Source organism: Streptomyces spiramenti (assembly GCF_012034385.1).
Taxonomy (GTDB): Bacteria; Actinomycetota; Actinomycetes; order Streptomycetales; family Streptomycetaceae; genus Streptomyces; species Streptomyces spiramenti.
The window spans coordinates 1-11585 of the sequence record NZ_JAAVJB010000173.1 but is presented as its reverse complement, the minus strand read 5'-3'; the positions used below and the strand labels follow the sequence as shown (position 1 = coordinate 11585).

The window sequence follows — 11585 nt, the reverse complement described above, 5'->3', positions numbered from 1 at the left end:
TAGGCGGCGGCGTGCGCGCTGTGGAGGTGCACGACGGCGGTGGCTTCGGGGTCGCGGTGGTACAGCGCGAGGTGGAGCGGGAACTCCTTGGACGGCCGCGGCCCGGCGAGGTGGGCGGGGCACCCGTCCGGTACCGCCTCCGCGGTGCCGGGCGCGGTGCGTCCGGGGTCGGTGGCCGCGCAGTCCAAGGGGGGCGGGCGCGCGGCGTTGGAGTGAGATCCGGCGCCCCGCCGCCACGGACCGGGTGGCGGCCCACGCCGCCCGGGTAGACGGGCGGGATGAGCGAGCACACCGACCAGATCCGCCCCGGTGGCCCCGACGACCGGCCCACCACCGCCCACGCCCGGCCTCCCGGGGTGGACGACGCCACGGTCGCCGCCGTCGGCAAACTCTCCGAGGCCCTGGAGACCGCCGAGCAGGCCCGCGGCAACCTCTATGCCTTCCATCAGCTCACCGGCAAGGCGGACCTGCTCCTCGGCGAGGCCGCCGACGCGCTGCGCGAGGCCGGCCACCCCGACCAGGCCGACCTCGTCGAGCGCGAGATCGTCGGCCGCAACGTCATCCCCGGGCACTGGACCTTCCAGATCGTGGAGTCCTACAACGCCACCTACCACCGCCCCTTCACCGCCGTCGAGCAGCAGGTCCGCGATCAGCTGGTCGACGGCCGCGACCACCTGTACGAGGCGGAGATGAAGGAGGACCGCCGCACCCACGGCCACCCCCACCACACCGCCGGCCCCTGACCGGCGCGGCCGGAATCCGGCTGCTCCCGCCGCCGTCGGCTCGCCGTGACCCGGGCGCTACGGTGGAGCGGCCCGGCGTCGAGTGACCGGGGCCGGACTCCGCGTAGCGGCGGAACCGACGACCGCGGGTGGGGACCCGCGAGTGGGGGGAACGATGACCGGAATGCGGACGAGGCCGGAGCACGAGCCCGGCGGCAGGAAACGGGTCGCCGTCGCGCTGGACGCGGTGGGCTCGGCGCCGTGGTGGGCGCGGACGGGGGCGCTGGTGGCGGTGGCCGTCCTCCTGGTGCTCACCGCGCTGCCGCCGTGGTCGGGGCCGTTGGTCGGGCCCGGCGAGGGAATCCCGGGGTGGGCCGCGGTCACCGCGCTGGCGGCGGCCGGACTGCTGGCCGGTGGCCTCGGCCTCCGATGGACCCTGCACGCCGCGGCGGCCGCGGCGACGCTCACCGCCGTGCTGGCGTCGGTCGCCTACCTCCGCACCCCGGATGCCGCCGATGCCCCGTCATGGCTCTCCGCGCTCGCGTACCCGGCCGAGCGTCCGGCGGCAGCCCTCACGCTCGCGCTGGTCGCGGCGGCGGCAGCCGCGGTCTGCCTGGCCCTGGCCGCCCGCCCGGGCGCGTGGCTTCCCGCGGAAGGTGGCCGACGGGCGCGGGGCCGCCGTCTGCTGGCGGTGGGCACCGCCGCCGCGCTGGTCGGCGGCCTGCTCGGCGCGGGGGCGGTCGCCGGCGTGGACCGGGCGCAGCGTGCCGTGGCGGGCGGGCCCTACTACGACGCGGTGTCCGACCCCCTCGATCCCTGGCTTCGGTACGGGTACGAGGTCACCCTCGGGGAACACCAAGAACGCCTGCCCCACCTCGAACCGACCGGTGTCGGATGGCAGGGTTCGCTGCCCGGCCCGGCGGAGCTGACCACCTGCCTCCTGGGACAGCCGTCACTTGGAGAGGACGGCAGTACCGCGCACGGGCAACGGATCGCCGGCAGCACGCTCGTCACGGTCGAGCAGCAGGACGGTGCCGACGCGGTGATCGGTGTCGACCCGGCCAACGGCATGGAACGCTGGCGCTACACCGTCCGCCACGGCCAGGTGGCCGTCCCGGCGGAGGGAGGAGGGCGAGGGGGCCGGGTCGCGGTGCACCTGGGCCACGTCGCCGTCTCCCCGCTCTGCGCGGTCCACGTGGTCATCGAGCCGCTGACGCTGGTCACCCTGGACGGGAGCAGCGGGAAGGTGCTGCAGGAGACCCCGCTGCCGGGCGGCGGCCCGGGATGGACGTTCGTGACCGACGCGGGCACGGAACCGGGGACCGACGGCCCCGACGAGGAGGCCACGTCCGATCGGCGGCCCGTGGTCGCCCTGCCGCGGACCACGCACGTCTACCTCCGCTCGCCCTCCGCCCTCGCGGAGTTCACCGAAACGGGGGAGCTGCTCGGGTACGGCGATCTCCCCGACTGCGCGGTGCTGGCGGCCCCCCAGGGCGATCCTTTCGTGCGAGGCGTCGCGGACGCGGTACTGCTGTCGCAGGACTGCCCCGGGTTCCACGTCGACTTCGTCGCGGTTCCGCCCGCACCGCGGGACCCCTCCGGGTCGGGCGCCGCCCACCTGCTCAGGCCGGTCGTTCCGTCCGGGGCGGACCACGTCCCCGTTCTGGGGTGCGAGGCAGCGCCCCGCATCAGCCAGCTGCTGCCGCCGCAACAGCTGTCCCGGCTGTCCCTCGTCGGCCGGTGGTGCGACCGGTTCGAGGGGCCGATCATCCTGCAGTACCGCTCCGACCGGAGGCTGGTCGAGGCGACGGAGCTGCCGGCGGACACGGAGCTGCCGTTGCGGGTGGTCGGGTACACGGGCTCGCGCGTCGCCTGGATCAGCGGCGGCGAGCTTCACCGCGTCGGACCCATGAGTGAACGGATCTTCCACGAGACGGACTGGCCGTTGAGCGTCCTTGATGTGGGGCGCGAGCTGCTGTACGCCGGTGACGAAGCGATCGAGGCGGCGCTGGTCGACACGGCGCCACGCACCGTCGACGGCCGCCGTGACGACCACGAGCTGGTGTACACCGTCGGGGTGTCGGGCACCGTGACGGCGCTGATCCGCCCCGACCACGACGGTCCGTCGGAGTTCACCCGCTACGCGGAACTCCCCGGAGCGGCGGGCCGGTGCACGGGGGACCGCGATCTGCTGCTGGACCGACCGGGGCAGCGGCTCCTGGTCACCTGCGAGTCGGAGGCGGGCACGGAGGTGACCGTGATCGAGACGGAACGCCCGCCCGAGGCGTAGGCAGTCTCCTGCCGGCCCGCGGGCTCGCCCCGTGGGCCGCCCGCCGGGTGCCCGCGACGCCGGAGCCCGGCCGGGGCGGGCGTGGGTCCCCGCCACGGGTCACAGCGGATGCGAGCGCGCCGGGCGGAACCGACGATGACGGGGTGGGTCGTCGCCGCCCGGCGACGGCCGCTCGCGGGAACCCCCGCGCGTCCCTGCCCCTGCGCGCCGGCGCCGGGCGGACTACCGAGAGGCGGGCCCCCGATGGCCAAGCAGACCGTGGCCGACCAGCTGGTGGAGACGCTCGCCGACAGCGGCGTGCGGCGGATCTACGGCGTCGTCGGCGACAGCCTCAACCCCGTCGTGGACGCCGTCCGCCGCACCGACCGTGTCGACTGGGTGCAGGTGAGGCATGAGGAGACCGCCGCCTTCGCGGCGGGCGCCGAGGCCCAGATCACCGGCAGGCTCGCCGCCTGCGCCGGTTCCTGCGGCCCCGGCAACCTGCACCTGATCAACGGGCTGTACGACGCGCACCGGTCGATGGCGCCGGTCTTCGCGCTGGCCTCCCACATCCCCAGCGCCGAGATCGGCAGCAGCTACTTCCAGGAGACCCACCCCGACCGGCTCTTCCAGGAGTGCAGCCACTACTGCGAGCTGGTCTCCACCCGCGAGCAGATGCCGCGCGTCGCGCAGAGCGCCATCCAGCACGCCATCGGGCAGGGCGGCGTCGGTGTCGTCACCCTCCCGGGCGACATCGCCGGACAGGACGCCGCCGACAAACCCGAGCGGCACGCCCTGGTCACCGGACGGCCCACCGTCCGCCCGGCCGACGACCAGATCGACCAGCTCGCCCACCTGGTCGAGCAGGCGGAGCGCATCACCCTGTTCTGCGGAGCCGGTGCGGCGGGGGCCCATGACGAGGTGATGCGGTTCGCCGGCCGCGTCCACGCCCCCGTCGGCCACGCGCTGCGCGGCAAGGAGTGGATCCAGTACGACAACCCGTTCGACGTCGGCATGAGCGGCCTGCTCGGCTACGGCGCCGCCTACCAGGCGACCCACGAGTGCGACCTGCTGATCCTGCTCGGCACCGACTTCCCCTACAACGCCTTCCTCCCCGACGACCGCCCCGGCGTGCGGATCGTCCAGGTGGACGTCCGTCCCGAGCACCTGGGCCGCCGCTGCCGTCTCGACCTCGCCGTCTGGGGCGACGTGCGCGAGACGCTGCGCTGCCTGACCGACCGCGTCCGGCCGCGCACCGACCGGCGTTTCCTGGACCGGATGCTGAAGAAGCACGCCGACGCCCTGGAGGGCGTGGTCAAGGCGTACACCCGCAAGGTGGAGAAGCACGTCCCCATCCACCCCGAGTACGTCGCCTCGGTGCTGGACGAGGAGGCCGCCGACGACGCGATCTTCACCGTCGACACCGGCATGTGCAACGTCTGGGCGGCGCGCTACATCACCCCCAACGGCCGCCGCCGCGTCATCGGTTCGTTCAGCCACGGCTCGATGGCCAACGCGGTCCCGCAGGCCATCGGCGCCCAACTCACCGACCGGCGGCGGCAGGTCGTCACCCTCTCCGGTGACGGCGGGTTCTCCATGCTGATGGGCGACTTCCTCACGCTGGTCCAGTACGGCCTGCCGGTGAAGGTCGTCGTCTTCAACAACTCCGCTCTCTCGATGGTCGAGTTGGAGATGATGGTCGGCGGTCTCCCGGCCTACGGGACCGACAACCACAACCCCGACTTCGCGGCCGTCGCCCGCGCCTGCGGAGCCCACGGCGTCCGGGTCGAGAAGCCCAAGCACCTGCGCGACGCACTCCGGGAGGCGTTCCGCCACGACGGCCCGGCGCTGGTCGACGTGGTCACCGACCCCAACGCGCTGTCCATCCCGCCGAAGATCCAGGCCGAGATGGTGAAGGGCTTCGCCCTCTCCGCCTCCCGCATGGTGCTGGACGGCGGCGTCGGCCGCATGGCCCAGATCGCCCGCTCCAACCTCCGCAACATCCCCCGGCCTTAGGGGTACGGGCGCGAGGAGCCCCGGGCGCTGCGCATCGGGATCGGTGCGTGGCGGTGGTCGGGGAGCGACCGAAGCTCGGGCCCGGTCGCCGGACGTGGCGTGCGTCGGCTGATCAGAACAGGCTGCCCTGCTCTCCCTGAAGGTGTGGCTTGAGCACGTGCCGCAGGCCTTGGATCTGCGTGCGCCAGCTGCCGTCCTCGCCTGAAGCGCTCCACAGAGCCATGAGCGCGGACGGGTCGATCACGACACGGTGCAGCGCTCGGGCCGCCGGCTCGCGGAGCGCGGTGAGGTCGGGAAGCGGCGCTTAAGGGCCGTAGCAGGAATCGACCGGTTCACCGCCGGGGCACTGCCCGGCGACAAGGGCAGCCGCCGCGACGGCCTCTTCGGCCTCGGGCGCGTCCAGGCAACCGACGGCGTCTACCGCCCGTGCCAGTGCGCGGCCGATGATGCCGGCGTGTTCCTCCGATAGAGCGTTGTCGAGAGAGAAGGCGAAGTCACCGGCGGTGTCGTTGTCGAAGGGCCCGACGTCCCACGTACCCATGATGTCCTCCGCGCGTGCTGTTCGCTGCGCATCGTGGCAGCCACGGCTGACATCGGGGGTGGTCTCGGCGCGCGCGACCGGGTTCGCGTGGCGCGAGGCGCGCGCGGCGAGGCGCGCGGGCGGGGGTGGTTGCCGGAACTCCGTGCCTCGACGGCACGGTCCGTGATTAAGGAACGAACGTTCTTGACTGATCGTTCCTCAACTACCTAGGGTGGTGCTCGTGGGTAGGCCGAGGGCATTCGACGAGGACGAAGCGGTGCGTGCCGCCGTGCGATTGTTCGGTGGTCGTGCGTACGACGGGGTGTCCGTCGACGATCTCGTCCATCACCTCGGCGTGCACCGCAACAGCCTCTACAAGACGTTCGGCAGCAAGCGCGGCCTCTACCTGATCGCGCTGCGTCGCCATCTCGTCGACGACGTGAACCCGCTGTGCGACGCGCTCGCCGACGCGTCGGACGCAACGGACGCGCTGCGGCTCGTCGCGTCGGCCGACCTCGCACTGCTCCTGCTGGCGGCGGTCGAACGCGCTCCGGTCGACGAGGAGGTCGCCTCCGAGGTGACGGCGGCGTTGGCCGCCGTCGACCGGGCGATCGCCGGCGCGCTGGGGGTTCCCGACGACCTGGCCGCCGCCCTCACCGCTGCCGCGCTCGGCATCCTCCTGCGCGGCAACCCCGACAACGCGGCCACCGCGCTGACTCGATACGTCGGCCTTCTCAGCTGAAAAAGGGATCCGGTATGGCACTGGTACGGATAGAAGGCGACAGGCTCGTCGTCGTGATCGAGGGGCTCAGCAAGCTCTGGGCCTTCAAGGGCGGGATGAGCATCCCGCTGGCCAACGTCCGAGGCGCGACCGCCGACCCCGGTATCGCCGCCGAGCCGAAGGGAGTTCGCGCACCGGGCGCTCACGTCCCCGGTGTGATCATCGCCGGAACGTTCCACCAGGACGGCGAGAAGGTCTTCTGGGACGTCAAGGACGCCACGAAGACCGTCGTGATCGAACTCGCCGACGAGAAGTACGCACGCCTGGTCCTCCAGGTCTCCGACCCCCGCGCGACCGTTGCCCTGGTCGAGAACGCCCTCGTCTGAAGGAGTCAGGCTGATGCTTCGACACATCGCCGCCGCGCTCATGGCGCTGGCGCTCGTCTCCGCCACCCCGGCAGTGGCGGCCTCCCCCCGCCTGACGCCCGCCGTCGACCGCGAGGTCGTCTTCACAGCCGACGGCACGACCGTGTACGGCACCCTGCACGTGCCCGAGCACCGCACGGGGAAGCGGCTGCGGGCGGCACTGCTGCTGCCCGGCAGCGGACCCACTGACCGTGACGGCAACCAGCCGCCCGTGACCACACCGAACACCCTGGCGCACCTGGCGGATGCCCTCGGCGACGACGGGGTCGCCACGCTCAGGTTCGACAAGTACGGCACCGGACGCACCGGACTCGGTGCCTACGAGGGCCGCCCGGAAGAGCTCGACTACCCGGCGTTCGTCCGCCAGGCGCAGGCCGCCTACGAGACGCTGCGGGACCAGCCGGAGACGGACCCGCGCGCGCTGACGGTCGTCGGCCACAGTGAAGGCGCGATGACGGCACTGCTGCTGGGCGGTACCGCCCACCCGCGCCCGGCCGGTCTGGCCCTCCTCCAGCCGCAGGCGATCCGCATGCTCGACCTGGTCGCGTTCCAGCTCAAGGACCAGGTCGCCGAAGCGACCCGGCAGGGCCAGTTCACGCGGAAGGAGCAACGCACCATCAACGCGGCCATCGATGCCGCCGTCACCTCCCTCCGTGACGGCCGGCCGGTCGACACCACCGACCTGCCCCAGGTGATCGCCGCCCTCTTCGAGGCGTTCCAGGGCCCCAGCGCCCGGTTCGTGGAGAGCGACGACGCCGTCTACCCGCCGGACACCGCCGCCGCACTCCGCCCCGGCACCAGGGTGCTGCTGACCTGCGGCACCAACGACGCGCAGATCCCCTGTTCCACGACGGACGCCCTGACGAAGGCTCTACGCCAGGCCCATGCCGGCAAGCCGGGCCGCGTGGTGCTGCCCGGAGTGGACCACCTGCTGCACGACGCCGACCACCCGGACACCCTCGCTCCGCCGGTGCTCGACGCGCTGAGCCGGTTCGCGCGACGCTGACACGGCCGACCATGCACCTCCCGGACAGCCCCTTCGGACATGCTTCACCAGCCACGAAAGGGATACACCGTGACCATCGAACTTCCGCAGCAGTGGGTCAGCTCCAGCTACAGCAGTAACGGCGGCAACTGCGTCGAGTGGGCTCCGCGCGCCGCGGCCCGAACCGGCACGGTCCCGCTGCGCGACTCGAAGGACCCGGCCGGGCCGTCGCTGACCGTCCCGGTCGGTGCGTTCGCCGCGTTCGTCGCCGGGGTGAGGTCCGGCGCGCTCGACGGCTGAGCCGCCATGTCCGCGCCGGACGGCGGGCACCGCCCCTGCCGGGGCCTTGCGGGTGGGGGAACCAGCGGGTTCGTCCCGGCAGGGGCGGGGATCGGGGTCACCCGCGCGGTACGGGCCGCAGGATCGGGCGGGCGGAGAGCGAGTAGAGGACGTCCGCCTCGACAGAGCTGTGCACACGGTCCCGTCCTCGGGCGTTGGCGCTGATCGGGTGCCGGTCCGCCAGCGCGGCGCACTGCACGGAGCGGAACGCGGTGTCCGCCGACCACTCCCGGAAGACGGCGGCGACGGGGTGCGGGGTGTGACCGCTGTCGCCGGTGTCGGGTGCTTCGAGGGCGCATGCCAGGCGGGCGGCACGGTCGTGGAGCCAGTCCACGGCGCGGTCCGGGGTGTCGAGCCACGCCCCCGCCAGGTACCAGTCGCGACCGAGCTCCGACGAACGCACCACGGCCTCCGCCCAGTACCCGTCGACCAGTTGTTCAGCCGTCATGCCATGACCCGTTCGGTAGCGGTGGGGACGTCATCCGGTTGTCTGCTGCCGGGTTGTGCCTCACCCCGTACGACCCGGGTGTCATCGGGGTGTTGAGGAGGCCGACTGCGGGTCCGCAAAGTCCGCTGTGCAGGGTCATGGGAACTGGCGGTCACTGGTTGTCCAACTCCCTGAAGTGGGCGTCGATGGACCGTCTCAGCGTGGCCACTATGCGACGGAGGTCATCAAGGGACATCTGTTCAATATCCGTGCCCTCGTTGATCGACTTCGGCTTCCCGGGCCCGTGCTCATAGGTGTTCGTACCAGGGTTCTCGCGGTCACCACGCACGACCACTCCGTTCCGTAGCTCTTCCACTACCGGACGCCTTCAGCGTGGCCTAGAGTCGACCGTCCCATCAACTTGCGCCTTCTGATTGATGAGTGCACGGGAGAGTAATGAACCGGAAGGACATTGACCCCGATGCGTCCGCTGCGGCGGCCTTCGGGCAACGTCTGCGCAGCATGCGGGACGAACGTGGGTGGACGCAGGAGGAGCTGGGCGCCCGAGTCGGGTGCACGGGGAGCCACGTCTCTGCAGTGGAAACTGGTCGCCGCACACCGACTCAACGCTTCTCCGCACGTTGTGATGCGGTGTTCGGCACGGGGGACAGGTTCGCGCGTCAGGGTCGGAGTGTGCGACGCAGTGCCTTCATCGAGGGGTTTCCGGAGTACCTGACCCATGAGGCGCGAGCCGCTGAGATCAGGCTGTTCGAGGTGGGAGTCGTCCCCGGTCTGCTGCAGACGTCCGACTACGCAACGACCCTCGAAGCGGATGCGGTACGGCGACGAGCGATCACGGCGGAGCAGGCCGCCGAGCGAGTGGAGATCGTGGCACGGCGGCAGGCGACGCTCGACCGAACTCCGTTACCTCTCATCCATGTGGTCATCGACGAAGGGTGTATTTATCGTCCGATGGGGACCCCGCAGGAGATGAGGGCGCAGTTCGACCGACTATTGGCCTTCGCGGAGGAGCCGCACACACTGCTGCAGGTAGCGCCCTTTGCCATGGGGCCTCGACGCCCCTTCAGTCTGCCGCTCTACATCCTGACCATGCCGGACCGCTCGCTGATGAGCTACGCGGAGTCCGCACAACACGGTCAATTGGAGCGAGAAAGTGCCTCCGTGGTGCGGATGTTGACCGCTTACCATCAACTACAAGCAGAAGCTCTGCCCCAAGCTGCGTCTGTCGACATGATCGAGAAGCTACGAAAGGCCACCCTGTGACTGCCGACTCCCCCCGCTGGTTCGCATCCTCCTACAGCGGCAACGGCGGCGCCTGCGTAGAGGTCGCCACCAACCTTGCCGCGTCGTACTCCACGGTCCCGCTGCGCGATTCCAAGGCCCCGGCCGGGCCCTCGCTGACCGTCCCGGTCGGTGCGTTCGCCGCGTTCGTCGCCGGGGTGAGGTCGGGCGCGCTCGACGGCTGAGCCCTGTCCTGCCCGCACCCCCTGGGGCTCCACCGCGCTCGGTGCGGTGGAGCCCCGGTCGCGTTCCCTCCGTTGAGGCCCTTCCTCGGCGCGCGCGAGGCGGTGCCAGGATGAAGCGGGGCCGTCGTTCGGTCGGCCGGTGCGAGGAGGGGACGCGGATGGGGATCGGGCAGCGCCTGCGGCGGCTGACGGGTGGGGCGGATCGCCCTGCGCCCCTGGTGCCGACAGTGGCGCCCGCGGTGGTGCTGACCGGCGTCAGCCACGGCTACGACGGCCCGACCGTGCTGCGCGACGTGGATCTGACGGTGGAGCGCGGCCGGTGCGTCGCCCTCCTCGGGGAGAACGGCTCCGGCAAGTCCACCCTGCTGCGGCTGGTCGCGGGCCGCGAGACCCCGGACGAGGGAACCGTGACGGTCCTGGGCCGGACCGCCGACGAGGACGACCCCGCGCAACGCCGCGCCGTCGCCGCCGTCCTGGACAGCGGCATCGGCTACCCCGACCTGACCGTGCGCGAGCACCTGCTGCTGGTCGCGCTGGCCCACGGACTCGGTGAGGACGCCGCCGACCGGGTGGACGAGGTCCTCGCCGAACTCCACATCGCGGCGCGAGCGGAGGCCCTTCCCAAGGAGTTGTCCGCCGGGCAGACGCAACTGCTGATGCTGTCGCAGGCGTTCGTGCGACCGCCCGCCGAACTGCTGCTGCTGGACGAGCCGGAACAGCGGATCGACACGGCCGGGCGAGGGCGGATCGCCGCACGGATCGCGTCGGCGCGTGCCGCCGGCGGCGCGGTGCTGTTCGCGACGCACGACCGGCAGCTCGCCCACGAGGTCGCCGACGTCGTCCTGACCTTCACGGAGGACGGCAGCCCGCAGCTGCGCCCGGTCAGCGACGCGGACACCGCCGATGGCTGAGCCCATCGCGAGGACGGAAGCGGGGAGCCGCCCGCAGTGCGCCGCTCCGAACTCCCCGGACTCCCCGCCCGCCGCCGACCCCACCGGCGCCGTCCTCGGTCTGCTGCACGCGGCGCGTGCCGGGGAACGTCGCCGGCGGCGCCGGAGCGCGCTCTACGGCTGGTACTGCGTGGCGCTGCTCGCGGCGATCTGGGGGCTGCCGCCGCTGATCGCGCTGGCCGGGGCCGCCGCGGACGGGCAGTTCGACGGAACCGCCGCCGGTCGGCTGCCGGATCTGCTGCCGCTCGTCCTTCCCGCGCTGGTCGCGACGGTGGTGGTGCTGCTCGGCGCGCGTGGCCGGTGGCACGGCCCGGTGCAGGTGGAGCAGGCCGCGTTGAGCTGGCTCGTGGCTCACCCCGTGTCGCGGCGGGCGTTGCTGCTGCCGCGCCTCGTCGCCTCCTGGGTGGTCACCGGCGTGCTGGGGGCGGTGGCGGGCGCTGCCGGCGGGTTCCTGTGGCACGCGTTCGGCGTCGGCGTTCCGGCGTTGATGGTGCCCGCCGGCGCGTTCTGCGGGGCAGCGGTGGGGTTGGCCGGTACGGCGCTCGCCGCCCGGGTGCAGCGGGGTGCGGGGAGGCCAGCCGCCGGACCAGGCGGCAGGCGCGCTGCGGGCGGGGTGCTCGCCGCGCTGTGGGTGGTCGCCCTGGTCGCCGGGGTGTCGCAGCCGTCGGCCGGGGGCGGGCCGGGGCTCGTCGCCGAGGTGGCGCTGTGGTCCGGCCCCTGGGGG

Annotated in this window: 14 protein-coding genes; 11 read left to right on the top strand and 3 right to left on the bottom strand. The window is 72.6% G+C overall.

All coding sequences use genetic code 11. From position 1 onward, the window contains the following. The coding region (locus HCJ92_RS25080) for a class II aldolase/adducin family protein (protein ID WP_245240979.1) at positions 1-188 on the bottom strand (188 nt) is incomplete at its 3' end. Between the two features lie 90 nt (positions 189-278). Between HCJ92_RS25080 and HCJ92_RS17995 the strand changes: the two genes are divergently transcribed. The 3 genes from HCJ92_RS17995 (at position 279) to HCJ92_RS17985 (ending at position 5007) form a co-directional block, all read left to right on the top strand. Then, positions 279-743 carry a hypothetical protein gene (locus tag HCJ92_RS17995; RefSeq protein WP_167934644.1) on the top strand — a complete coding sequence of 155 codons (465 nt, stop codon included), beginning with the start codon at positions 279-281 and terminating at the stop codon, positions 741-743. A gap of 163 nt (positions 744-906) precedes the next feature. Beyond that, positions 907-3012 (top strand): hypothetical protein, encoded by a 2106-nt coding sequence (locus tag HCJ92_RS17990; RefSeq protein WP_167934643.1) that lies wholly within the window; start codon positions 907-909, stop codon positions 3010-3012. A 243-nt stretch (positions 3013-3255) separates the two neighbouring features. Then, positions 3256-5007: a pyruvate dehydrogenase gene (locus HCJ92_RS17985; protein ID WP_167934642.1), complete on the top strand. Its 1752-nt coding sequence runs from the start codon at positions 3256-3258 to the stop codon at positions 5005-5007. A gap of 304 nt (positions 5008-5311) precedes the next feature. Here the strand turns inward: HCJ92_RS17985 and HCJ92_RS25075 are convergent, their stop codons facing one another. Beyond that, a complete protein-coding gene (locus tag HCJ92_RS25075) occupies positions 5312-5548 on the bottom strand; it encodes a DUF4259 domain-containing protein (RefSeq protein ID WP_245240978.1) in 237 nt (78 codons plus the stop codon). Positions 5549-5768: 220 nt separating this feature from the next. Between HCJ92_RS25075 and HCJ92_RS17975 the strand changes: the two genes are divergently transcribed. From HCJ92_RS17975 to HCJ92_RS17960, 4 genes are all read left to right on the top strand, one after another. After that, on the top strand, positions 5769-6269 hold the full coding sequence (locus HCJ92_RS17975) for a TetR family transcriptional regulator (RefSeq protein WP_167934641.1): 501 nt from the start codon (positions 5769-5771) through the stop codon (positions 6267-6269). A 14-nt stretch (positions 6270-6283) separates the two neighbouring features. Continuing rightward, positions 6284-6634, top strand: a complete 351-nt coding sequence (locus HCJ92_RS17970) for a hypothetical protein (RefSeq protein ID WP_167934640.1) — start codon at positions 6284-6286, stop codon at positions 6632-6634. Between the two features lie 13 nt (positions 6635-6647). After that, positions 6648-7679 carry an alpha/beta hydrolase family protein gene (locus tag HCJ92_RS17965; RefSeq protein WP_167934639.1) on the top strand — a complete coding sequence of 344 codons (1032 nt, stop codon included), beginning with the start codon at positions 6648-6650 and terminating at the stop codon, positions 7677-7679. Between the two features lie 69 nt (positions 7680-7748). Next, positions 7749-7958 (top strand): DUF397 domain-containing protein, encoded by a 210-nt coding sequence (locus tag HCJ92_RS17960; RefSeq protein ID WP_338054242.1) that lies wholly within the window; start codon positions 7749-7751, stop codon positions 7956-7958. 97 nt (positions 7959-8055) lie between these two features. Here HCJ92_RS17960 and HCJ92_RS17955 read toward each other — a convergent pair whose 3' ends face one another. Further along, the gene (locus tag HCJ92_RS17955) at positions 8056-8445 is read right to left on the bottom strand and encodes a hypothetical protein (protein ID WP_167934637.1); all 390 of its coding nucleotides are present in this window, start codon (positions 8443-8445) and stop codon (positions 8056-8058) included. Between the two features lie 435 nt (positions 8446-8880). Between HCJ92_RS17955 and HCJ92_RS17950 the strand changes: the two genes are divergently transcribed. The 4 genes from HCJ92_RS17950 to HCJ92_RS17935 form a co-directional block, all read left to right on the top strand. Further along, positions 8881-9708, top strand: a complete 828-nt coding sequence (locus HCJ92_RS17950; protein WP_167934636.1) for a helix-turn-helix domain-containing protein — start codon at positions 8881-8883, stop codon at positions 9706-9708. Next, on the top strand, positions 9705-9911 hold the full coding sequence (locus HCJ92_RS17945) for a DUF397 domain-containing protein (protein ID WP_167934635.1): 207 nt from the start codon (positions 9705-9707) through the stop codon (positions 9909-9911). The genes HCJ92_RS17950 and HCJ92_RS17945 overlap by 4 nt, the downstream gene beginning before the upstream one ends. 158 nt (positions 9912-10069) lie before the next feature. Next, a complete protein-coding gene (locus HCJ92_RS17940) occupies positions 10070-10822 on the top strand; it encodes an ATP-binding cassette domain-containing protein (RefSeq protein ID WP_167934634.1) in 753 nt (250 codons plus the stop codon). Beyond that, positions 10815-11585 (top strand): DUF6297 family protein (locus HCJ92_RS17935; RefSeq protein WP_245240977.1); only part of this gene is annotated, 771 nt, incomplete at its 3' end. The genes HCJ92_RS17940 and HCJ92_RS17935, both read left to right, overlap by 8 nt.

What these genes read in the sequence shown, in the direction of transcription:
- HCJ92_RS17985 (WP_167934642.1), top strand. Translation starts at nt 3,256, where the DNA reads ATGGCCAAGCAGACCGTGGCCGACCAGCTGGTGGAGACGCTCGCCGAC.
- HCJ92_RS17950 (WP_167934636.1), top strand. Translation starts at nt 8,881, where the DNA reads ATGAACCGGAAGGACATTGACCCCGATGCGTCCGCTGCGGCGGCCTTC.
- HCJ92_RS17970 (WP_167934640.1), top strand. Translation starts at nt 6,284, where the DNA reads ATGGCACTGGTACGGATAGAAGGCGACAGGCTCGTCGTCGTGATCGAG.
- HCJ92_RS17990 (WP_167934643.1), top strand. Translation starts at nt 907, where the DNA reads ATGCGGACGAGGCCGGAGCACGAGCCCGGCGGCAGGAAACGGGTCGCC.
- HCJ92_RS17965 (WP_167934639.1), top strand. Translation starts at nt 6,648, where the DNA reads ATGCTTCGACACATCGCCGCCGCGCTCATGGCGCTGGCGCTCGTCTCC.
- HCJ92_RS17955 (WP_167934637.1), bottom strand. Translation starts at nt 8,445, where the DNA reads ATGACGGCTGAACAACTGGTCGACGGGTACTGGGCGGAGGCCGTGGTG.
- HCJ92_RS25075 (WP_245240978.1), bottom strand. Translation starts at nt 5,548, where the DNA reads ATGGGTACGTGGGACGTCGGGCCCTTCGACAACGACACCGCCGGTGAC.
- HCJ92_RS17940 (WP_167934634.1), top strand. Translation starts at nt 10,070, where the DNA reads ATGGGGATCGGGCAGCGCCTGCGGCGGCTGACGGGTGGGGCGGATCGC.
- HCJ92_RS17995 (WP_167934644.1), top strand. Translation starts at nt 279, where the DNA reads ATGAGCGAGCACACCGACCAGATCCGCCCCGGTGGCCCCGACGACCGG.